Origin of the sequence: Arcticibacter pallidicorallinus, assembly GCF_003002875.1 — a bacterium.
Taxonomy (GTDB): domain Bacteria; phylum Bacteroidota; class Bacteroidia; order Sphingobacteriales; family Sphingobacteriaceae; genus Arcticibacter; species Arcticibacter pallidicorallinus.
Genome location: NZ_PVTH01000003.1, coordinates 468,865 through 491,832, shown reverse-complemented (window position 1 = coordinate 491,832; position 22,968 = coordinate 468,865). Strand labels below are relative to the sequence as shown.

The window sequence follows — 22,968 nt, the reverse complement described above, 5'->3', positions numbered from 1 at the left end:
TAGAAAATTTTTCCCATATTAAATATAAAATATACCTTTATTACTTTCGGCGATATATATGAAAAGAATTCTAATAGTTGATGATGAAGTAAATATCGGAATATTGTTATCAAAGTTTCTCACAAGAAACGGATATGAAGTAGCTACTGCCTTAACCGGAGCCGCAGCACTGGAGCTGCTCTCGAAGGAAAAGTTTCAACTGGTACTGTGTGACTTTCGGCTTGAGGATACCGATGGAAGAGAAATACTTAAAAAAGTAAAAGCACTCTATCCGCAAACGGGGGTAATCATCATTACTGGCTATTCAGATATCAAACTTGCCGTAGAGCTTATCAAAATGGGCGCTTACGATTACATCACGAAGCCTTTATATCCAGATGAAATTCTGAATACCATAAGTAAAGCTATTGATCTTCAATACACTATTTTTAAATCTGAAGGCTCTCCAACTCCTCAGCGAAAAGAGAAAGCTGCCAAAGCGGGGGAGTATCCTGATGAATTTATCATTGGAGAAAGCGCCGCTTCAAAAGAGCTCATAAAACAGCTGGACCTGATCTCTCCAACTAATTACAGTGTAATCCTGACTGGCGAAAGTGGCACTGGAAAAGAATCCATTGCGCATGCCATCCACCTCAAAAGTAATCGTAGAGATAAACCGTTTATTGCTATGGACTGCGGTTCTCTCACAAAAGAACTCGCGGGAAGCGAATTTTTTGGACATGAAAAGGGCTCCTTTACCGGAGCGCTATATACCAAAATCGGCCACTTCGAGATGGCAAACGGAGGAACACTTTTCCTGGATGAGGTCGGAAACCTGTCTTACGAAATTCAGGCAGCACTGCTAAGGATCGTGCAAGAACGAAAAGTGAAGCGAATTGGAAGCACCAAAGAAATAGACCTTGATGTACGTATAATAATCGCTACCAATGAAAACCTGCATGAGGCCATTCAAAAAGGACGCTTCCGGGAGGATCTTTACCACCGGTTTAATGAATTCTGCATCCACTTACCTCCTTTGCGTGAACGGGATATCGACATCATGATCTTCGCAGAGAAATTCCTGAAATTCACAAATAAGGAGCTTAACAGAAATATCGAAGGCTTTTCCAGCGAGGTGATTACTTGCCTGATGAGCTACAACTGGCCTGGCAACGTGAGGGAACTCAAAAACGTTATCCGTCGCGCGACACTCTTGTCTGAAACCCCTAAAGTTCAGCTGAAGGCACTTCCTCTGGAGATCTCAAATTACACCAAATCTGCAGCCATGGAAATTGCCGTCGATGCTATACATTCCCGTGAGCCGCGTCGCGGCCTGAAAGATGCGGCGCTTGAAGCTGAATATGAAACAATTCTGACCGTTTTGAAGGAAGTCAACTTTAATAAAACCAAAGCAGCACAGATTCTAAACATAGATAGAAAAACACTCTATAATAAGATGAAGGCTATCAACCTCGGATAATATCCATCAGGGCTGGAAAAACGGATAGTGGCATTTTTTTTGACAATATATTGTCGACAGAAATGTCGATTTCCTTTACTTGTCTAAAACGGATAGAGGCATTACAATTTATCATCCCGCTCAGAACTTAGAATTAGATGCAAGCCCTGAAAATACTTTTGGTTGACGACAATGAAGATAATTACTTCATGATACATAACCTTTTAGCTTCGGGAATTGACACAAAAAGGTACAGCTTGAGTTGGTGTGCCACCTACTCGGAAGCGATAAACGCCATGCTCAAGGATCGTTATGCACTTTATCTGGTAGACTATAAATTTGCAAATTACTCCGGTATTCGACTCCTGAGCGAAGCAGTTAAATCTAATTGTACTAAACCCATTATCATGCTAACCAGCAAGGGGGAGGAAAGTATAAACGAAAAAGCTCTGAAAGCTGGAGCAGCCGATTATATCACCAAAGACCGGGTTAATACTGAAGTATTGGAACGATCAGTCCGCTACGCTACTACACAGTTTGAAATGCTGGAAAAACTCAAAAGGAATGAGCACACCTTTCGCGTTCTGTTCGAACGTTCCAAAGACGCGATAATTATCAGCACCCCCTCCGGTCAAATACTTGATGCTAACCGCAGTGCCCTGAGTTTTTTCGGTGTTAATTATGCTGACATGGAAGATATCAATACTGCTTTTTTCTACCGCCATTCCTCTCAACGGCAATCTTTCGTAAGGGTGCTCCAAAGAGACGGTGCGATAAACGAAACGCTGCTGGAAGTCCTTACATTAAACGGAGACGTCCGCACGTGTTGCGTATCCTCTTTCATTGAAATACCCCAGCACGGCCAAACCGAGCTATTCTACACGTTTATTAAAGAAGTTAAAGAAAGCCATCCACAATTCCAACATTCCGCAACACCATCGTCATCTCATGTACTGAGAGATCGATTTTCCAGGTCTGTAAGGGCGGTAAGAACCTCCCTCTCAAAAATCAATCAGGCAATTGAGACCGAGCTCGATCCGGAAGCTTATGCGAGGGATACCTCACTGTTTGATGCTATTCGTATGAATGCTTCTTTTGCCGATCAGGCACTTCAAACACTGGAGGAAGAGTGCAGAGACTAACCCTATATAAAGACAAATTATCAAAACAGTTCCATCACTTCTTTTGTATTATAAGTGATATTACCTTATAACTTAAACTTTTTAACCATGAATGACAATTCAAAAGTATTAGTGGCACTATTAGCAGGAGTAGCTGCGGGAGCAGCCCTTGGTATCCTGTTCGCACCAGAAAGAGGAACTGAAACCCGCGACAGGCTAAATGATGCATTAAAAAACTTGGGAGATACAATCAAGGACCGTGCAGCAGAGGAAATTGACAATTTATCATCATTGAAAGAGAAAATCGTTGAAAATCTCAAAACAACCCTTGGTACGGCCGAAGATACTCTTGAAGAAGTCAAAGCTCCAGCAACAGAGCCTGCTTAATTAAAGATCTGTTTCATTTACCTTTAAGACTATGCCCGAATCTCAAGACCAGAAACAAGTCCCAGATATTGTTTCTCTGATAAAAGAATATATTTCTACCAAAGTAGAACTAACAAGACTGACGGCCATTGATAAGCTTACGGTACTCGTTTCTTCAATGATTACGGGTGCTGTCGTGGTGGTTGCAATGCTGCTTACATTCCTGTTTGCCTCTATTACGCTTGCCCTGTTTCTAGGAGAATTACTGAATTCCTATGCAGCGGGCTTTGGAATAGTCGCATTGATTTATCTTGCCCTTGCCATAGTTACCAATATGAGCAAGGAGAAGTATATCAACAAGTTCCTGCAGGACTTTATGGTTAAAAAAATATTTAATAAAGGAGAGAACTAATGGAAAAGAACTTCAGTAGTCTGGCAGAAGTGCAGGCAGAGATACAACTCCTTAAGGTTAAAGAATTTCAGCAAAAAGAACTGATCAAAGAACAGCTTAGCAGCCCTTCGGCGATCTTTCATGCGGTTAGCAGTCTGTTTAAAAGCGGTAATACAAATCAGCCTTTGGGTAAAAATTTGTTGAACCAGGATATGATAACCAATCTTGCACGGGTAGGAATTCCTCTGATCATGAACGGATTCCTATTTAAAAGATCTGGCTTTATCGCTAAAATGCTCATTACCTTCCTTTCTCAGAAGGCCGCAAAAAATGTCACCTCGAACGCTGTTTCAGGCGCAATAGACAAGGTCCACGGTCTGATAAAGAACTTCATGGGACCGAAAAAGAAAAGAGCCCCTGTTCGCGATTACGGGATTCCACCTGATAGCGAAAGTTTCTAAATCATACAAAAAAGGCACTGCTAAACCAGTGCCTTTTTTGTATGTCCTTATCTATACCTTATCAGGCGATTTTTATCTAAGTTTGCAGCGAAAACAATGCAATGGGCAAAGATAAACTAAGACGATTCGCTGAAATAGAAACATTCGCGAATGTATTACAGCTGGATGAAGGCAAACCTTTGAAGGGGCGCTGGAGTGCCGCACATTTCCAAAACGACAAACCGCTTATTCTTGAACTGGCGTGTGGAAAGGGGGAATACACCGTAAACCTCGCTAAATTATTTCCCGAAAAGAACTTCATAGGAATTGACTACAAAGGAAACCGCATTTGGAGAGGCGCCAAAACAGCCATAGAAGAAGGCATATCGAATGTTGCATTTCTTCGTATCCAGATCGAGAATATCCTGGATTATTTTGACGAAAATGAGGTATCAGAAATCTGGATTACCTTCCCAGATCCGCAACCTCAGGTGAGCCGCGAGAAAAAACGACTTACCTCCCCCCGGTTTCTCGAAAAATACAAAATCATTTTTAACGACGAAGGCATCTTACACCTGAAGACCGATAACGATGCACTTCATGCCTATACGCTCGAGAAGATAGAAGAGCAGGGTTTGACGCTTCTTAGCCGGACAGAAGATTTGTATAAATCAGATCTGGTTAGCGATATTCTTTCCATCAAAACATACTATGAGAAAAAATATCTGTTACACGACAAGAACATCAACTATTTAAGCTGTAGCTTTAAGTAATGAATGATGAAAATTTCTTCGAAAAGGTCTATGCTATTGCCAGAGAAATTCCCCCCGGAAGGGTCACCACCTATGGTGCCATAGCCGAAGCCCTTGGAACTAAGGGATCAGCCAGGATGGTGGGATACGCAATGAATGGCTCAGCTACAGTAACCCCTCCGGTTCCTGCACACCGTGTAGTCAACCGTACAGGCCTTCTCACAGGAAAGCGCGCCTTTCAGGGAGAGTCACTGATGGCTGAACTGCTGAGAAACGAAGGAGTAGAAGTGATAAATGATCAAGTTGTAAATTTCCGGCATCTATTCTGGAACCCCTTAAAATAATAAGATGGGAAAGTTAGTAAACGAGTTTAATGATTACAGAACCCGCATGAACGACCGGGTCATGGAAACCGCCAACACCAATATCAAACGTTTTTTCGCACTCGATACGACCTCCTACGCAGAAGGAGCGTTGAGTGTCAAAACGAAAGAAATGCTGGGTCTGGTTGCCTCTATGGTACTTCGCTGCGATGACTGCATCAAATACCATCTCGGTAAATGCCATGAAGCAGGCGTCACTTCGGAAGAGCTTAACGAAGTATTTATGATCGCGAACCTGGTCGGAGGTTCTATTGTTATTCCTCACTACCGGAGAGCTGTCGAATACTGGGATGAGCTGTCGGTTTCTGATAAAACGATCCTTTAAATGAAAAAATTATTTCTTTTAGACGGTATGGCCCTGATCTACAGGGCTCACTTCGCTCTTAGCAAAAATCCGAGGTTTACTTCCTCGGGATTGAATACCTCCGCAGTAATGGGTTTCACGAATACCCTGCTCGAAATATTAAAAAAGGAGACACCCACCCATCTTGCCGTAGTTTTCGATACCGAAGCTCCTACAGAACGACATATTGAGTTTACAGATTATAAAGCACACCGGCAGGCTATGCCGGAGGATCTCTCTGCAGCCCTTCCCTATGTCTTCAAGCTGATTCAGGGCTTTGGAATTCCTGTGATCACGTCTGATGGCTATGAGGCTGATGATATTATCGGAACTTTGGCAAAAAAGGCCGAACAAGCAGGATATACCGTATTCTGCATGACACCCGATAAAGACTTCGCCCAGCTGGTGTCTGATAATATATTTATATACAAGCCGGCGCGGATGGGCAATGACTTCGAAATTATGGGAGTTCCGGAAGTGTTGGCTAAATGGGAGGTAGAACATGTCCATCAGGTTATCGACATACTTGGTATGTGGGGTGACGCGGTCGATAATATTCCCGGCATCCCGGGCATTGGCGAAAAAACTGCCAAAACTCTTATAAAACAATTCGGATCAGTTGAAGCCGTTATCGAAAACAGTCATCAACTGAAGGGCAAGATGCGTGAGAACGTCGAGAAATTCGCCGAGCAGGGGCTTATCTCTAAAAAGCTCGCTACCATCATGCTTAACGCCCCCGTTGAACTGGACGAAGAGGCCTTGCTTGTTACTGAACCAAGCAGGGAAATGCTGGAGCCGTTGTTTGCTGAACTGGAGTTCCGAACGATCGGCCGCAGGGTTTTTGGTGAAGAACTAAAAGCTGAAGGCTCGGCACCTACGGGATTCGGCCAGCAGATCGATCTTTTCGGTCAGCCCGTCAACACCCCTGCTCCCACCTTCGCTGTCCCGGAAGAACCCCTTCAGGGCACTAAAAATATCGATAATACTCCCCATACCTATCACCTGGCTGATACGCCGGAAAAAGTGGCTGAACTCATCAGCATCCTCGAATCTGTAAACAGCTTTTGCTTCGACAGCGAAACAACGTGCATTGACGCTAACAATTGTGAGCTGGTCGGACTCTCTTTTTCGATCAAGACGGGCGACGCATGGTACGTTCCCTTCCCTGCAGATCAGGAAGAAACATTCCGCTTGATCAATCATTTCAAGCCAGTGTTCGAGAATGAAAAAATCGAGAAGAGCGGACAGAATCTAAAGTACGACATACTCGTCTTGAACTGGTATGATATAAAAGTTCAGGGCTTGCTCTTCGATACCATGATCGCACACTACCTGTTAGATCCCGACACAAGGCACAATATGGATATTCTGGCAGAAAACTATCTTGGCTATAAACCCGTCGAGATTACTTCCCTGATAGGATCGAAAGGCAAGAATCAGGGTAATATGCGCGATGTCGAAATAGAAAAAATCAAGGAGTATGCCGCCGAAGATGCAGATATTACCCTGCAACTCAAAGAAGTGTTTGAACCACGCCTTGTCGAGGCAAATGCAGACAAGCTATTCCGGGAGGTGGAAACACCGCTGATCTACGTGCTGGCTGATATGGAGCGCGAAGGCGTCCGTATTGATAAGGAGGCACTGGACGAATATTCACTCCAGCTGAAAGTGGATATAGAACAGCTAGAAAAAACCATTTATGAGAAGGCCGGAGTAAGATTCAATATTGCATCGCCAAAACAGTTAGGAGAAGTCTTGTTTGACAAACTTCAGCTTGACCCCAAAGCGAAGAAAACCAAAACTGGTCAATACCAGACCGGCGAAGACATCCTCACTGCGCTCGCGAGCAAAAGCGATATTGCCCGTGATATCCTCGATTTTCGTCAACTCCAAAAATTGAAATCTACGTATGTAGATGCGTTGCCAACGCTGATCAATCAGAAGACCCAGAGGTTGCATACCTCCTACAACCAGGCAGTCGCAGCCACCGGAAGGCTTAGTTCAACCAACCCAAACCTTCAGAACATCCCCATCCGTACAGAGCGGGGAAGAGAAGTAAGGAAAGCCTTTATCCCCAGGGATGAAAACCACATTCTCCTTTCAGCAGATTATTCCCAAATCGAGCTCCGGCTTATTGCCGAAATCAGCCGCGATGAAAATATGATGGACGCGTTTAACAAAGGACTCGACATCCACACGGCAACCGCTGCAAAGGTATATGGGATCGCTCTTGATGAGGTCGACGATACCCGACGACGCAACGCCAAGGCTGTTAACTTTGGAATCATATACGGACAATCAGCCTTTGGCCTTTCCCAGAATCTGGGTATCCCCCGTAAAGAAGCGGCTGCAATTATCGAAGAATACTTCAACCAGTATTCTGGCATAAAACGCTATATGAATGACACAATGAACTTCGCGCGGGAGAATGGCTATGTAGAAACGCTTATGGGACGCCGTCGCTATCTGAGAGATATTAACTCAGCAAACGCAACAGTCAGGGGATTTGCCGAACGAAACGCCATAAATGCCCCCATCCAGGGTTCAGCGGCTGATCTCATTAAAGTGGCGATGATCAACATACATAGGGACTTCAGCGAACGGAAACTGATATCAAAAATGACCATGCAGGTACATGATGAACTTGTTTTTGACGTCTTCACACCCGAGCTGGATCAGGTAAAGGAGATCGTCGGGGAACGTATGAGAACTGCCCTGGTTACTACCGTTCCCATTCTCGTTGAGATGGGCACCGGCTCCAACTGGTTGAAAGCACATTAAATCACGCAATGCTTGATTTTGTACACTTTATGAAATTAAATTTTTGATACATTTAAGTCGTTAACTTTTTCGAACATATAAAAGCATTTTATACTAAACCTTCGGACATTTAAGAGGTTATTGGTATTCATTAAAACATTAAACCTTACACGGATTAAATCATGGTTGTAATACATCTAAGTGCAGAATGCTATCCCTTAGCCAAAGTCGGAGGGCTGGGAGACGTGGTAGGCGCTCTACCAAAATATCAGCAGGAACTTGGAGTAACTGCTATTGTAGTGACTCCTTATTACGACAGGAAGTTTGCTCGCGATAATGAGTTTGAAGTCGTCTACGAATCAGAAGTTCGAATGGGCGACAAGAACCTTCCTTTTCAGGTACTGAAAGAAACGACCGATAAACTGGGCTTCCACTTACACATGATCCGGATACCCGGACTGCTGGACCGGTCAGAAATTTACTCCTATCCCGATGAAACGGAGCAGTTTATTGCATTTCAGCTTGCTTTCCTGGAGTGGCTATTGAAGTTTAAGGATAACCCGGACATCGTTCATTGCCACGACCACCACACCGCGCTTGTGCCCTACCTGATGTCTCACGGCTTTAAGTACCGCTTTTTATCTACCATCCCTGCTATCCTGACCATTCATAACGGCCAGTACCAGGGCTGGTTTGGATGGGATAAGTTCCATTACCTTCCGGAAACAGATCCATGGACCAGAGGCGTTCTGGACTGGGGCGGTGCAATCAACCCTCTTGCAGCAGCCGTTAAATCATGCTGGAAATATACTACCGTATCGCCAAGCTACCTCGAAGAACTAAAGGAGAGCTCAAAAGGACTGGAAACGCTTTTTGTTCAGGAGGAAAAGAAAGGTTCCGGAATCTTAAATGGAATTGATACAGACGTATGGAACCCTGTTACCGACCCACTGTTAACGTTGAATTACAGCCTGGATAACGTAACGAAGGGTAAACAGGAAAATAAACGGGCACTCTGTAAAGAATTTGGCTTTACCTTGTCCAAACCGCTCATCGCTTTCATAGGCAGACTCGTCGATGAAAAAGGCGCCGACCTCCTTCCTGCTGCGATAGAACAGATACTTTCGGTAGCAAAAAGTAAAGCAAGCATCCTGGTTCTCGGTTCAGGAAACCCGGCTATCGAAGACCAGTTAGCCCAGTTAAAAGAAACGTACAAGAAGGATTATAATGTTTATATAGGATATGATGAGGCACTCTCGCACCGTATTTACGCAGGTGCTGACTTCCTCTTAATGCCATCCAGAGTGGAGCCTTGTGGACTAAACCAGCTCTACGCTATGAAATACGGAACCATACCAATCGTGCGCAGCACAGGAGGACTTAAAGATTCCGTTATCGATGCGGCAGAACCTGAAGGTTACGGAATTTGTTTCCCTGAACTGGATGTTGATTCTATCGTTGCCTCTGTCACACGAGCTGTAGATTTATATGCAAACACGAGCAACGTTCGATTGTTACGTAAGAGAATGATGTTGCTTGATTTCTCATGGAATCGTTCGGCAAACCAATATATCGATCTATATAACAGCCTTAAATAATATATTATGTCCAAAGTTATTGCAGTTATCCTGGGAGGCGGGCAGGGAACCCGGCTTCACCCCCTCACTGCCACGCGATCAAAACCGGCGGTACCCATTGCAGGAAAATACCGACTGGTAGATATTCCCATTTCCAACTGTTTTAACTCAGGAATCGACCGAATCTTCGTCCTGACTCAGTTCAACTCCGCTTCATTGAATAAACACATTAAAAACACTTACCACTTTAATGTGTTCAGCAATGGATTCGTGGATATACTCGCAGCCGAGCAGACTCCCAACAACACCGGATGGTACCAGGGAACCGCAGATGCTGTAAGACAATGTCTGCATCATATTTCTCCATTTGAATTTGAATATGTGCTCATCCTCTCAGGTGATCAGCTATATCAAATGGATTTTAATGACATGATCGAAAAGCATGCTGCCCTTAAAGCTGACATCTCTGTTGCCACGATCCCCGTGACTGCAAAAGATGCTTCTTCGTTCGGTATCATGAAGACAGACGAAAACTTTAATATCACGTCGTTTACTGAAAAACCAAAGACTGGTCTGGAAGACTGGACTTCAGAAGTTGGCGAAGACATGCGGTCGCAGGGAAGAATTTTCCAGGCGTCGATGGGTATTTACATCTTCAACAAAGATATTATTTACGATACCCTCACAAACGATCCGCATACTGACTTCGGAAAAGAAATCATTCCGGAAGCAATTAACAAGAAAAAGGTAGTTGCCTACCAGTACGATGGCTATTGGACCGATATCGGTACAATCCCTTCTTTTTTTGAAGCGAATATCGGCCTGACAGATGATATCCCTCAGTTCAATCTCTTTGATAAGAAAAGCATCTTTTCCAGGGCACGCATGCTCCCTCCTTCCAAGATCATGGGAACTACCCTTGAAAAGACGGTGATATCTGATGGCTGCATTATCGATGCCAGCCGCATTGAGCGCTCAGTGATCGGGATAAGAACACGAATCGGAAAAGGGTCTACAATTGAATGTACTTACATCATGGGATCCGACTATTACCAGACACTTGAACAACTTGAAGAGGCCCGCAAGAACGGCACTCCGATAATGGGCGTTGGTGAACGATGCTTCATCAACAATGCCATTCTGGACAAGAACTGCCGGATAGGAAACGACGTACGTATCAACGGAGGCCCTCATCTTGAAGACGGAGACTATGAGAAATATACCGTTAGAGAGGGAATCGTGGTAATAAAGAAATCCGCTGTTATTCCAAACGGCACAGTGATTTAAAAAAATATGTTAAAAGAAAAAGAGCGGCACTTATGTACCGCTCTTTTTTTGTCTTTACTCTATTTCAATGGTCGCTCCTATATCAACCAACGTCAATTCGTTTCCTGAAGCCCCGAATTTTTCTATAGCGTCCGCCTTATCAATTTTAATATAGCCGAATGTATCGTAGTGCATACCAATGATCCGGTTACAGTTAACGAAGCGGGCAGCAATTATCGCATCATCAATCCCCATCGTAAAGTTATCACCAATAGGCAGAAAAGAAATATCAGGGCTGCTCAACTCACCGATTAATTTCATTTCCTGAGTGAGCGCAGTATCCCCTGCATAATATAATGTCTTCCCGGATGTTTTAATAACAAATCCTGCGGCGGTCCCACCATATGTCCCGTCGGGCAGAGAGTTGGAATGAGCGGCAAAAACCATCTTCACATTTCCAAAATCAAAGTTCCATTGTCCACCGAGATTCATAGGATGACAATTGGTAACACCTTGGTTCTCTAACCAGGAAGATATTTCAAAGGCGCAAACAACAACAGCATTTGTTCTTTTCGCAATATGAACAAGATCCGCAGTATGATCCTGATGCCCGTGCGATACCAGAATAAAGTCCGCAGGTATGGAATCTATATCTATATGCTGAGCAAGCTCATTCGGACTGATGAAAGGATCAAACAATATATTGAAGCCCTGCGTTTCCAGGAGGAAGCATGATTGTCCGTAATACGTTACTTTCATAAGCGATTATCCGTTGAAAAGATTCCCTAAACCTCCTAACATATTACTGCTCAAGGCCTGCATTTCCGTTTGATGAACGTTCTCTGCCTGAACAAGGGCTTTATTGACGGCAACAGCTAGTAATTCCTCCAGTTCCTCCTTATCCGCAGATTTAAAAAACTCATCATCTATCTGAATAGATGTGATGTTCTTATTTCCGGTAGAGCTTACGCTGATCTTTCCACCCTCTGCCTCACCTTTTACAGTTATTGAGTCTAACCTCTTTTTAATCTCTTCAGCCTGCTGCTGTACTTGCATTAATTTGTCGAACATATCAGTTTTTTATTTTATTAATACAAAAATAAGAAGCAATAGTTTAGTCAAGTTCTTTCAGAGTTGCAGGTGATAACGGCTTGGAAACAAAGCCTTTCACGGAGCTATAGGTTGCGGCTCTCGCCTTGTCGTTCTCATCGACTGAGGAACTAACGATATAAATATTGATCTCCTTGGCCAAATCCGATTCAAAGGTCTTGAAAACATCCAGAAAATCCCATCCATCGACTACCGGCATATTTAAATCCAGAAGAATTACGTCCGGAAGTTCAGCTTTATTTTGTAAGTTCTCTTGCAAAAAACCCAAGGCCTTTCCGGCTTCCGTATAGCTCGCTATGGAATCATATGTATGATGTTTTTCAATCATTATCTGAGCAATTCTCTGATGAATTACGTCATCATCAATGATAAAAACCTTTCTCATATTTTATAAACTAAACACCAGTCATCTCTATATAGCCTCATTTCAATATGGCGAATTATTAAACATACAAAAAGGAACGACCAAATTACAATTAAATTGATCATTCATCCGCAGAATCACCGTTTCCGGAATAAGCAGATCTGCGCACTACAGGCATACCAACCATCTTATACAATTCATCCAATTGTAAAAGACTGCCGTTTGTCAGGTTACTCAATAACACGATCGTCACATCTGATTTCAGGTCACGCAGATAGATATGCCTAAACCCATGCCACCATCCTGTGTGGTAAACCACCTTGTCATCTTTACCTTCAAATATTCTCCACCCGTAACCGTAATTAAAATGACCTCTGACCTTCTCATTATGTCCGGTATAGGCAGAGTCTTGCCATGCCTTACCAAGCAGCTTACCCTTGCGCAGCGCCTGGTCAAAGATAAACAAGTCTTGCACCGTACTATAAACCCCCTTGTCTCCAACTGGTCCGTCAAGGAAATTTTGCACCACCGAATAGCGCCAGGTGCGATCATGCCCAATTACATCAACCGGAATCTTTTCATATTCTGCCCTGGAGTAAACCGCTGTATTGTGCATTCCCGCCGGCTTGAAAACATTCTCGCTCATAAACTGCGAAAAAGGCATTCCAGACACCTTTTCAATGATCGCAGCCAAAACCATATAATTAGAATTATTATAGTGGAATTTGACGTCAGGCCTCGTATACGGCGAAGGCTTGCGTTCAGCAATTAATTTCATCACGTCCATATTACTGATCCCGTTCCGTTCGCTCCGCTTCTCTTTTTTAAACACGCCGTCTACGAAATAAACATAGTTCATCATGCCCGAACGATGAGCTAACAACATTCTTACAGTAATTCCATCATATGGGAAGTCTGGAAAAAAATCTTTCACCGTCTGATCCAGCTTCAGCTTTCCCTGTTCAGCGAGCATGAGCACCGCGGTAGCCGTAATAGGCTTGGTAACCGATGCCAACTCGAATTTGGAATGGATATGTAAACTGTCCCGGTGGAGATAATCAGCCCAACCAATCGCTTTCTGATAGATGATTTTACCTTTCTTTGCCACCAGCACATTTCCATTAAACCCTCTCTTTTTATGGAGGTTATGCATAAATTCATCAATCTGCTTATCACCTTTCGCGGGATCATAAACCAACATCAGACTATCCGATTTATCATCCTCGGGCGTTCGTTCAGTTGTTTTACTTTCCGAAGAGCAGGACATGAACGAAAAAGAGGTACAAAAAATAAATACTATAAAGAGGCAGATACGTGTCATAAAGGAAAGAAGATGGCTGTTAATCAGCCACGAAAATCAGAAAATTATTACAATAACCAACGCAACAACATTGCTTAAAACGCTTTTCCCTCTGATTATAAAGGATAAAAAAATTAAATTTGCTGACCAAACGTAAAATCATGAATTTCAGAATAGAACATGACACCATGGGCGAAGTGCAGGTCCCTGCAGATAAATACTGGGGAGCCCAAACAGAGCGCTCGCGAAATAACTTTAAAATAGGGCCTGAAGCATCTATGCCTAAGGAGGTAATTGATGCCTTCGCATACCTGAAGAAAGCAGCCGCATATACGAATACCGATTGCGGGATACTCCCTGAAGAGAAGCGCGATCTGATTGCCAAGGTCTGTGATGAGATACTGAACGGCGACCATTACAACGAATTTCCGTTAGTTATCTGGCAAACCGGATCAGGCACTCAATCCAACATGAACGTTAACGAAGTTGTTGCCAACCGCGCACACGTTATTCAGGGTAACACACTTGGCAGCGGCAAGACGTTTATTCATCCAAATGACGATGTCAACAAAAGTCAATCTTCAAACGATACGTATCCCACCGCCATGCACATTGCGGCATATAAGATGGTATTGCACACCACCATCCCCGGTGTTGAAAAATTAAGAGACACCCTTAAACAAAAGTCAGAAGCTTTTAAAGACGTTGTTAAGATTGGGCGTACCCACCTGATGGATGCTACTCCATTAACATTGGGCCAGGAGTTTTCTGGATATGTATCTCAACTGGATCATTGCCTTAAAGCTATAAAAAACACATTATCTCACCTTTCTGAGCTAGCCCTGGGCGGCACAGCTGTAGGCACCGGTATCAACACTCCCAAGGGATATGATGTTAAAGTCGCGGAATATATCGCTCAATTTACAGGCCTCCCCTTCATCACAGCGGAAAACAAGTTTGAAGCACTGGCTGCTCATGATGCAATGGTTGAAAGTCACGGAGCGCTGAAGCAACTGGCTGTAGCACTGATGAAAATCGCAAACGACATCCGCATGATGGCCTCAGGTCCGCGTTCAGGAATCGGAGAGATCTTCATCCCTGAAAATGAGCCGGGATCTTCCATCATGCCAGGAAAAGTTAACCCTACACAAAGTGAAGCACTAACCATGGTCGCTGCACAAGTAATGGGTAATGACGTGACCATTTCAATTGGCGGTTCTAACGGCCACTACGAACTCAATGTGTTCAAACCGGTTATCGCTGCTAACTTTCTGCAGAGTGCACGCCTTTTAGGCGACGCATGCGTTTCCTTTAATGACCATTGCGCTATTGGCATCGAGCCAAACTACGATGGCATTAAAAAGCACGTGAACAATTCCCTGATGCTCGTAACCGCATTGAATCCACATATCGGATATGAAAATGCGGCCAAGATTGCCAAGAAAGCTCACAAAGAGAACAAATCACTCCGTGAGGTTGCTCTGGAACTTGGTTTGCTTACTGATGAACAATTCGATAACTGGGTACGCCCTGAAGACATGATCGGAGGCCTTAAATAGTTCTCCATTAAATCCCTCTCCTCAAAAGAGAGGGAATTTTTATTTTATGATATACAGATCTCTGCCTTCCGCTTCATTACTTTTTATTTTATTTCTCTTTTCCGCATGCAGGTTCAACCCCAACATCCAGAAAAGTGGCTCCCCCGCCTTTCAAGGCGTTTGGGAAGAAGCGTCCTTACCCTTTAAAGACAGCCTGTTGTTAAGCGTGAAGCACACCTTTAAATTCACCTGCGACTCTTTCTATGTGAATATCGAAAGCTTCTCAAAAGTGAACTATTATGCCGACAGCTGTTTCAAAGGTGGCCACTGGAAAGAATATGCAAAAGGAAACTACGTGATCAGAGAAGATACTCTCTACATGGTCGGCGCCTTTACACATGCTAATTTCAAACAGAAATTATCGGGATGCTACCGCACAGGAGTATACAATCCGAAGTTTTTGATCCGAAAGACCGAAGCCGAAAAAATTGAACTGGTAAATATCCATCAGCACTTACCGATGTCGCTGGCGTTGAAAGAAAAGATCACCTGCAATCCACAACCACTTTAATAATGAAAACACTTTTTAAGATAGCGTTACTGTCTGCGTTCATTTTGTATCTCCCTGCGCAGTCGAATGCCTGGGGACTTATAGGTCATCGTGTCGTTGGCGAGGTAGCCGAGCAACACATCAGCTCGAAAACCAAAAAGAAGATCAAAAAGATCCTGGGCCATGAGACTATAGCCATGAGCAGCACCTGGATGGACTTTATTAAATCCAATCCGCACTACCGCTATATGAATAACTGGCACTTCGTGAACCTACCCGGAGGTCTGAATTACGAACAGGCTAAAGCAGCCCTTGAGCAGGATACGATAGCAAACGCTTTCAATAAAATACGCTTCGTAACAGCAGAGCTGAAGAAAAAAGATCTTCCGATGGAGGAAAAACAGCTCTACCTCCGCATTCTGATCCACCTCGTGGGAGATATTCACCAGCCTATGCATTGTGGCCGCGCAGCCGACAAAGGAGGAAATGACATTAAAGTCAAATGGTTCAACCGGCCCGATAATCTTCACAGCATTTGGGATTCCAACATCATTGAATACCAGCAGCTAAGCTACACCGAATACACAAACGCAGTAAACTCTGCTAAAAGTCAGGAGATACGCAAATGGCAATCGGATGATCTTACTACATGGGTTTACGAATCTTACCAGAAAAGCGAAGAACTTTATAAAGCCGCTGAAGAAAGCACCGATTACAGCTATCGTTATAACTACGATTGGATCGACACTACCAACCAGCAATTAGTAAAAGGCGGCGTCAGGCTGGCCGGCCTGCTGAACGAAATCTTCGGAAGCTAACAGCAATAACCGATATCCTTGCAGTCATAAACGAGGCTGCAAGGATAATAACCTATCAGATCATGGTCTCACCATGAGCGAATTAAGCCAGCAATTTGTATTTTTGCCGCCATGGCGAACATTAAACCGTCTGTTCCAAAAGGCACACGCGACTTCTCACCATCAGAGATGGTGAAACGTAACTACATATTTCAAACTATCAGTACCGTCTTCCGTAAATACGGTTACCAGGAAATACAAACTCCTTCCATGGAGAACCTGAGTACACTTACCGGAAAGTATGGTGAAGAAGGAGACAAGCTGATCTTCAAGATCCTGAACAGCGGCGACTTCTGGAGTGATGCAGATAAGAAAAAGCAGAAAACTCCCGACTTTGACTATAGTTCCAAATCACTCTTACCCATAATTTCCGAAAAAGCGTTGCGGTATGACCTTACCGTTCCTTTTGCCAGATATGTGGTCATGCACCAAAATGAGATCTCATTTCCATTTAAACGGTTTCAGATTCAACCCGTATGGCGTGCTGACCGTCCGCAAAAAGGAAGATACAGGGAATTCTACCAGTGCGACGCAGACGTCGTAGGCTCTGAAAGCCTGCTTAATGAAGCCGAATTCGTGCTGATCTATAAAGAAGCACTTTCCTTGCTTGGCTTAAAAGACTTCACCATCAAGATCAACAATCGGAAGATCCTTTCAGGAATAGCCGAAATAATCGGAAAGCCGAAGTTGATTGTTGATATGACCGTAGCCATCGACAAACTCGACAAGATCGGCATTGATGGAGTAACCAAAGAATTGATTGAACGGGGCTTCAGCCCGGAAGATATCGAGAAGCTTAAACCCGTTATTTTACTTCAGGGCAGCACGCTGGAAAAGTTGGAACAGCTGAAAGCGGTTCTGTCATCATCAGAGACAGGATTAAAAGGAATCAGCGAAATTGAGTCCATCCTCGGATATCTGAAAGGATTAACCAAGCTATCTGCTGAAGGAATGTCTTCATTCCTTGAACTCGATATTACACTCGCCCGTGGCCTCAACTATTATACAGGCGCAATCTTCGAAGTGAAGACCAATGAAGTGGCCATGGGAAGCATTGGAGGAGGAGGAAGATATGACGATCTTACCGGAATGTTCGGATTAAAAGGCCTTACAGGTGCCGGCATATCTTTCGGCGCTGACCGTATATATGATGTGCTGGAAGAGCTAAATCTCTTCCCGGAAAGCACTTCAGAGACGACCAAGCTCCTGATCACCAACTTTGATACGGAGGCTGAGATGTATGCTTTGCCGATCATCCAGGCTTTGAGAGAGCAAAATATTGCTGCTGAGCTGTACCCCGCAGCGGCGAAACTGAAGAAGCAACTCTCCTATGCAGATGGGAAAAGCATACCCTACGTTGTACTAATTGGAAGTGATGAGATGCAAACGGGCGAACTCACCCTTAAAGACATGCAGGCCGGAACCCAGGAAAAAATCAGCCTGGAAGCTTTGATCCAAAAATTCAAGAACTAAGTTCCAATCCGAAAACCAATATACGAGGCTGTCATCAAAGAAATGATCAGCCTCGTTCCATTTAAAAAAACTGCAAAGCTGAACCTGAACGATTTTTTTGAGGTATATCATTAGCGGCTTTTTTCCTTGTAAATGTAAAACCGTTTTACTGTCCCATAAGTGTAAGGTATCTTCCGTATAAGATAGCCTATACTCAGCTTAAGACGCGTTTAAATAAAGGCATATTCAAACCGCCATTAACCCGTGATAAGTCCGACTTTAAACTCATCAAGTCGGACTTATCACGGGTTAATGGCGGCTTTTTATCGGTTGCATATAACCCTTGCCTTAGCTAGTATGACCGGGAAGTAATTTCATGATCCCCGATATTGGTATCATTCCATGACATATTTTTCCCGGACAAAAAAAGGGGCGATCATAATTATGATACACCCCTGTTAGGACTTGAAAAGAGTTCCCTCTCTAAATTTATACAACCTTTAAGCCTTAGGTTCCAGCGGTTCCCGCTTCGAACCGTCGTACAGTTCATATTCGAATAAACGGCAATCAAGTCTGCCATTGTAAAATTCTATCCTTCTGGCCGCACGGAGTCCGATCTTTTTAGCCAGATCCGGATTTCCGGTAAAGACATAGCCGAAATACCCCTTGCATTTCTGTTTCAGGAAATCGCCGATGCGCTTGTAAGTTATTTCGAGCTGAGTATGTACACCCAGGCGTTCGCCGTATTCGGGATTAAACATCACTACTCCCGCGCCTTCCGGCATCTCCGTTTCTTCAAAGTCGCAAACCTGGAAGTCGATCAGCTGATCTACACCCGCGGTACGGGCATTCTGACGTGCAATTTCTATTGCTTCTTCAGAAATATCGCTGGCAATAATTTTAACGTCCTGCTGTTTGAGGATGCTGTCTTTTAGCTTACGTCGTTCTGTAAAGAATACCTGCTCGTCGTAACCGAGGATATGCATAAAACCGTAGTTCATACGAAATAAACCCGGCCTCCTGTCTGTTGCAATCAGGGCCGCTTCGATAGCAAGAGTACCTGAACCGCACATAGGATTCACAAAAGGAGTCTTTCTGTCCCACTTGCTTGCCAGTATAGTAGAAGCAGCCAGTGCTTCCAACATAGGAGCTTTCCCGGGCAACTTTCGGTAGCCATGCTTAGAAAGGACTTCCCCGGAAGTATCCAGAAAGATCTCGGCGACATTCTCTTTCCAGTAAAGGTGCACCACGGTCTTGTCTATGGACGGACCAGTGTTGGGTCTCACATCTTTCTTTGAGCGTATACGGTCGACGATCGCATCCTTTACCTTCACATTGGCAAATAGCGGCGTGCGGATGTGTTCATTATCTACATTGGAAGTGATGGAAAAATATCCGGCGAAGTCGATCATTTCTTCCCATGGAATATCTACCAGTCCATCGTATAATTCTTTCGGGCTGGGGGCGTCGAAACTTTTTACCGAATAAAGAACCTGACTTGCTGTGCGCAGATTAAGATTTAAAGTGATACAGTCGTTAACCGTACCTTCGAGCTCCACTCCTGTATTGAATTTGCGCTTAATGTCAAATCCCAGAGCCTCAACCTCATCGATGAGATAAGGACTAAGTCTGTTGTTGCAGGTAATGATGATCCTGCTGTTAGTGTTGAAAACTTGCATAAAATATGTGCTAAGTTAATCAATTAAATTTGCCAGTTTTGATTAAGATTTTAAAAGAACAGACAGTATGGATATCAAGGGAAAAGTACATGAGATTTCTCCTGTAATGAATGTTACAGAAACATTCAAGAAGAGAGAACTAGTGATAGAATATGCAGAGAATCCTTCATACCCCGAATACATCAAATTCGAAGCATTACAAGACAAGGTAAATTTGTTTGACAATGTTAAGCCTGGAGATCAGGTGGAGGTATTTTTCAATCTTCGCGGGCGTCCATGGACTGACAGAAACGGAAAAACAGCTTACTTCAACACATTGGTTGTTTGGAGAATTAACGCACTTAGTGGCGCGGCTCCAGAGGCCAGCACTCCGGAATATGCTCCGCCGGCTGACTTCAACTCATCAGCACAGGACGACGACCTGCCATTCTAGAAAGATCTGGATTAAGCATTTAAGTTTATATAATAAGAATCAAAAGGCTCTTTACGTAAGTAAGGGGCCTTTTGTCATTCTGACACCGCCAAATCCTCCCGTAAGGAGTGCGACAGGAAGATCCCCGTGTTAAAAATTGTTAAAACATCTTTAGTGCACAGGGTCTTATGTATTTTTGTAAGGAATGAAGAAAAGAAGTATTAGCCTTATAATAGGATTGATGACTGCGGCGCTGCTGGGAGTTATGGCTATGCAGTATTATTTCATACGCGAGTCCTATTTACAAAAGTCGCAGCTCTTTGACCTTTCCGTAAACAGTGCCCTGAGCGAGGTGACCAATAAACTGGCTAAGCACGATGCGATGCATTTTGTCAAGCAAAAGGCCAGGGCTGAGGAGCTAAAGAAAAGCCGGGAGGAGAAAAGAAGAGACCAGCAGATGGCAAAGCGCCAGGTGGAACGCTTCGCGGAGCGGGTAAAAACCCTCACTTCAAATATCGAAAGAGATTTCCGGGTGAGAGACAGTCTTCTGAGAAGCAGGTTTCCACGGATCATGACTATAGATAATGACTTTTATGAAACCTATTTCCGGGATCCAGATCAGCTGAGCAAGGTACATTTCAAGATCAAGATGCACCAGTCGGTTGATGATTTCGGACAAGTGTTTCAGAATGAAGTTCATGAGCTTTATGTGGAGAACGGAGATGTGCAGAAAATTAAAAAAGCAAGAGCTTCTGCAAAAGACACCGTTTTTTACCTGATTGAAGATCCACTTGCAGGATTGCGTGTCGTTTCCATTCCACGTAAAAACCCCAAACTGAACCGCGAGCTTTTACTGGCGAAACAGCGCAGAGAGGCTGAACTGAGAGACCTGGAGCTTCACCGGCAAAAAGAAAATGAAGTCAAGAGTGTAAATCACTTCTTTAAGGCAGCCAAGCAACGCAACCAGAAGGCCGCAATCTTTGAAGATCTGGCAAACGACTATGAGCAATTCAATATTCCGCTGCTTCACCGGGTTAACCCACGTACTGTCGATACATTGCTTAAAAACGAACTGCAGAACCGGGGTATCTCTCTTGGCTATCTCTATAAAATTTCGACAGCAAAATCGGATTCGCTACTATTTGCAAGTGCAGCGGATATACAGGTTGAGAATAACAGCGATGAGGTCTACACGACAAGCTTATTTCCGAAGGGTATCATATCCGATAACGGATTATTAACTGTTGCCTTTCCGGGTAAAAATCAATTCATGTTCCAGAATATGCATGCTGTGCTGGCTTCATCTGCCAGTCTGCTGCTGGTTTTGATCGGTTGTTTTTCGTATACCATCATGACGATATTTCGTCAAAAGAAGGTCTCGGAGATGAAGACTGATTTCATTAACAACATGACCCATGAGTTTAAGACACCGGTGGCTACGATCATGATCGCGAGTGAGGCGCTGAAAGATCCCGAGATTACTGAAGATAAGCAGCGGGTAAACCGTCTTGCCGGGATTATCTATGACGAGAATATCCGGTTGGGCAATCATATTGAGCGGGTTCTGAACATTGCCAAGCTCGACAAAGGAGATCTGAAGCTGGATTTCAAACAGGTGGAGGTCAATGATCTGATCACTGCGATTGCCGACAGCATGCAGCTGCAGTTCCAGAAGAAGGGGGCAAAAATAAAGCTTGAACTAAACGCGAATACCGACATCATCAGGGGCGATGAACATCACCTGAGTAATGTAATATTCAACCTTATAGACAATGCCTTGAAATATAGTAAAGCTGACCCGGAGATTATTATTTCCACTTTGAACATAGGCAAAAAGCTTGTTTTACGAGTATCGGATAATGGCATTGGAATGAGCAAGGATCACCTTTCCAAAATATTTGAGCAATTTTACAGAATACCAACCGGCAACCTGCATGATGTTAAGGGATTTGGACTCGGGCTGAGCTATGTTCATGACATCGTAAACCGCCATAATGGTGAGATAAAGGTGAGAAGTGAAAAAGATAAGGGTTCAGAATTTGAGATTGTTCTACAGACCCTTGCACAAAACACATAAGCAGTAATTAACCCGGAGCTGAAGGTCATCTTTGACTGCAGGAACCTGAATATACGAGCATGAAGAAAATTTTATTGGTAGAAGACGATCCCAACCTTGGCATGTTACTACAGGACTACCTCCAGCTGAAAGGTAAATACGATGTGCAGCTTGCACGTGATGGAGAAGAAGGACTGGCTTTATTTCAGAAAGACAACTTTGACCTTTGCATTCTGGACGTAATGATGCCCAAGAAAGACGGATTTTCGCTGGGAAGGGATATCCGAAAAAAGGATCCCCTGATACCGATAATATTTGCTACCGCCAAGGCCATGATCGAAGACAAGTCTGAAGCCTTTACATTGGGTGGAGACGATTACATCACCAAGCCTTTTCGGATCGAAGAACTGCTCCTGCGTATCAACGCACTGCTGAAACGCGTAGCGAATCAGCATCATGCAGGCGGAGAAACCCCTGATAAATTTGAAATAGGCAAGTACCATTTCGACTATACGCTCCAGTCAATAAAGCACGAGGAGGCCGTTCAGAAGCTGTCGACCAAAGAAGCAGAATTATTACGCCTTCTTTGTCTGAAGAAGAATCAGGTCCTCACCCGGGAAGAGGCTCTTCTGAGCATCTGGCATGACGACAATTATTTCAATGGCCGGAGTATGGACGTATTCCTGAGCAAGCTCCGGAAATATCTGAAAGACGATCCTTCGGTAGAGATCCTGAATGTACATGGTAAGGGTTACAAGCTGATTGTAAATTGAGCTTAGGATAATTTCGTTTATAGGCCTATCTTTATCGATC

23 protein-coding genes are annotated in these 22,968 nt (G+C 43.8%); 18 read left to right on the top strand and 5 right to left on the bottom strand.

Translation table 11 applies throughout. The features are described from left to right. Positions 1-58: 58 nt before the first annotated feature. From B0I27_RS07135 to B0I27_RS07085, 11 genes are all read left to right on the top strand, one after another. The gene (locus tag B0I27_RS07135; protein WP_106292526.1) at positions 59-1,459 is read left to right on the top strand and encodes a sigma-54-dependent transcriptional regulator; all 1,401 of its coding nucleotides are present in this window, start codon (positions 59-61) and stop codon (positions 1,457-1,459) included. A 137-nt stretch (positions 1,460-1,596) separates the two neighbouring features. Beyond that, positions 1,597-2,580 (top strand): response regulator, encoded by a 984-nt coding sequence (locus tag B0I27_RS07130; protein ID WP_106292525.1) that lies wholly within the window; start codon positions 1,597-1,599, stop codon positions 2,578-2,580. Positions 2,581-2,667: 87 nt separating this feature from the next. Further along, positions 2,668-2,946, top strand: coding sequence for a YtxH domain-containing protein (locus B0I27_RS07125; RefSeq protein WP_106292524.1), 279 nt, complete (start codon positions 2,668-2,670; stop codon positions 2,944-2,946). Positions 2,947-2,977: 31 nt separating this feature from the next. Next, the gene (locus B0I27_RS07120; RefSeq protein ID WP_106292523.1) at positions 2,978-3,337 is read left to right on the top strand and encodes a phage holin family protein; all 360 of its coding nucleotides are present in this window, start codon (positions 2,978-2,980) and stop codon (positions 3,335-3,337) included. After that, complete coding sequence (locus B0I27_RS07115) at positions 3,337-3,777, top strand: hypothetical protein (protein WP_106292522.1); 441 nt, start codon at positions 3,337-3,339, stop codon at positions 3,775-3,777. Before B0I27_RS07120 ends, B0I27_RS07115 begins: the two co-directional genes overlap by 1 nt. A 101-nt stretch (positions 3,778-3,878) precedes the next feature. Then, positions 3,879-4,529, top strand: coding sequence for a tRNA (guanosine(46)-N7)-methyltransferase TrmB (trmB, locus tag B0I27_RS07110; RefSeq protein ID WP_106292521.1), 651 nt, complete (start codon positions 3,879-3,881; stop codon positions 4,527-4,529). Further along, the gene (locus B0I27_RS07105; RefSeq protein ID WP_106292520.1) at positions 4,529-4,852 is read left to right on the top strand and encodes an MGMT family protein; all 324 of its coding nucleotides are present in this window, start codon (positions 4,529-4,531) and stop codon (positions 4,850-4,852) included. The genes trmB and B0I27_RS07105 overlap by 1 nt, the downstream gene beginning before the upstream one ends. A 4-nt stretch (positions 4,853-4,856) precedes the next feature. After that, complete coding sequence (locus tag B0I27_RS07100; protein ID WP_106292519.1) at positions 4,857-5,216, top strand: carboxymuconolactone decarboxylase family protein; 360 nt, start codon at positions 4,857-4,859, stop codon at positions 5,214-5,216. Next, a complete protein-coding gene (polA, locus tag B0I27_RS07095) occupies positions 5,217-8,015 on the top strand; it encodes a DNA polymerase I (protein ID WP_106292518.1) in 2,799 nt (932 codons plus the stop codon). Positions 8,016-8,176: 161 nt separating this feature from the next. Further along, positions 8,177-9,592, top strand: a complete 1,416-nt coding sequence (locus tag B0I27_RS07090) for a glycogen synthase (protein ID WP_106292517.1) — start codon at positions 8,177-8,179, stop codon at positions 9,590-9,592. A gap of 3 nt (positions 9,593-9,595) precedes the next feature. Further along, positions 9,596-10,858, top strand: coding sequence for a glucose-1-phosphate adenylyltransferase (locus B0I27_RS07085; protein ID WP_219904994.1), 1,263 nt, complete (start codon positions 9,596-9,598; stop codon positions 10,856-10,858). Between the two features lie 54 nt (positions 10,859-10,912). On the opposite strand, the gene B0I27_RS07080 is transcribed toward B0I27_RS07085, so the two are convergent. The 4 genes from B0I27_RS07080 to B0I27_RS07065 all read right to left on the bottom strand — a co-directional run bounded on the left by B0I27_RS07080 (position 10,913) and on the right by B0I27_RS07065 (position 13,578). Further along, positions 10,913-11,596 carry a metal-dependent hydrolase gene (locus B0I27_RS07080; protein ID WP_106292515.1) on the bottom strand — a complete coding sequence of 228 codons (684 nt, stop codon included), beginning with the start codon at positions 11,594-11,596 and terminating at the stop codon, positions 10,913-10,915. Positions 11,597-11,602: 6 nt separating this feature from the next. Then, positions 11,603-11,908 carry a YbaB/EbfC family nucleoid-associated protein gene (locus B0I27_RS07075; RefSeq protein ID WP_106292514.1) on the bottom strand — a complete coding sequence of 102 codons (306 nt, stop codon included), beginning with the start codon at positions 11,906-11,908 and terminating at the stop codon, positions 11,603-11,605. 43 nt (positions 11,909-11,951) lie between these two features. Beyond that, on the bottom strand, positions 11,952-12,332 hold the full coding sequence (locus tag B0I27_RS07070) for a response regulator (RefSeq protein ID WP_106292513.1): 381 nt from the start codon (positions 12,330-12,332) through the stop codon (positions 11,952-11,954). 100 nt (positions 12,333-12,432) lie between these two features. Beyond that, positions 12,433-13,578, bottom strand: a complete 1,146-nt coding sequence (locus tag B0I27_RS07065) for a serine hydrolase domain-containing protein (protein WP_245925452.1) — start codon at positions 13,576-13,578, stop codon at positions 12,433-12,435. Positions 13,579-13,772: 194 nt separating this feature from the next. On the opposite strand from B0I27_RS07065, the gene fumC reads away from it, so the two are divergent. The 4 genes from fumC (at position 13,773) to hisS (ending at position 18,029) form a co-directional block, all read left to right on the top strand. Further along, on the top strand, positions 13,773-15,170 hold the full coding sequence (fumC, locus tag B0I27_RS07060; RefSeq protein WP_106292511.1) for a class II fumarate hydratase: 1,398 nt from the start codon (positions 13,773-13,775) through the stop codon (positions 15,168-15,170). A 46-nt stretch (positions 15,171-15,216) separates the two neighbouring features. Next, a complete protein-coding gene (locus B0I27_RS07055) occupies positions 15,217-15,720 on the top strand; it encodes a fumarate hydratase (protein WP_106292510.1) in 504 nt (167 codons plus the stop codon). Positions 15,721-15,722: 2 nt separating this feature from the next. Further along, entirely contained in the window at positions 15,723-16,517 is a 795-nt protein-coding gene (locus B0I27_RS07050) for a S1/P1 nuclease (protein ID WP_106292509.1), read from the top strand. 111 nt (positions 16,518-16,628) lie between these two features. Further along, positions 16,629-18,029 carry a histidine--tRNA ligase gene (gene hisS / locus B0I27_RS07045; protein WP_106292508.1) on the top strand — a complete coding sequence of 467 codons (1,401 nt, stop codon included), beginning with the start codon at positions 16,629-16,631 and terminating at the stop codon, positions 18,027-18,029. 479 nt (positions 18,030-18,508) lie between these two features. Here the strand turns inward: hisS and B0I27_RS07040 are convergent, their stop codons facing one another. Next, a complete protein-coding gene (locus B0I27_RS07040; RefSeq protein ID WP_106292507.1) occupies positions 18,509-19,687 on the bottom strand; it encodes a THUMP domain-containing class I SAM-dependent RNA methyltransferase in 1,179 nt (392 codons plus the stop codon). Between the two features lie 67 nt (positions 19,688-19,754). Between B0I27_RS07040 and B0I27_RS07035 the strand changes: the two genes are divergently transcribed. The 3 genes from B0I27_RS07035 (at position 19,755) to B0I27_RS07025 (ending at position 22,928) form a co-directional block, all read left to right on the top strand. Then, a complete protein-coding gene (locus tag B0I27_RS07035; protein WP_106292506.1) occupies positions 19,755-20,120 on the top strand; it encodes a DUF3127 domain-containing protein in 366 nt (121 codons plus the stop codon). Between the two features lie 184 nt (positions 20,121-20,304). Continuing rightward, on the top strand, positions 20,305-22,176 hold the full coding sequence (locus B0I27_RS07030; RefSeq protein ID WP_245925451.1) for a sensor histidine kinase: 1,872 nt from the start codon (positions 20,305-20,307) through the stop codon (positions 22,174-22,176). 59 nt (positions 22,177-22,235) lie between these two features. After that, positions 22,236-22,928, top strand: coding sequence for a response regulator transcription factor (locus B0I27_RS07025; protein WP_106292505.1), 693 nt, complete (start codon positions 22,236-22,238; stop codon positions 22,926-22,928). The last annotated feature ends 40 nt before the right edge of the window (positions 22,929-22,968 follow it).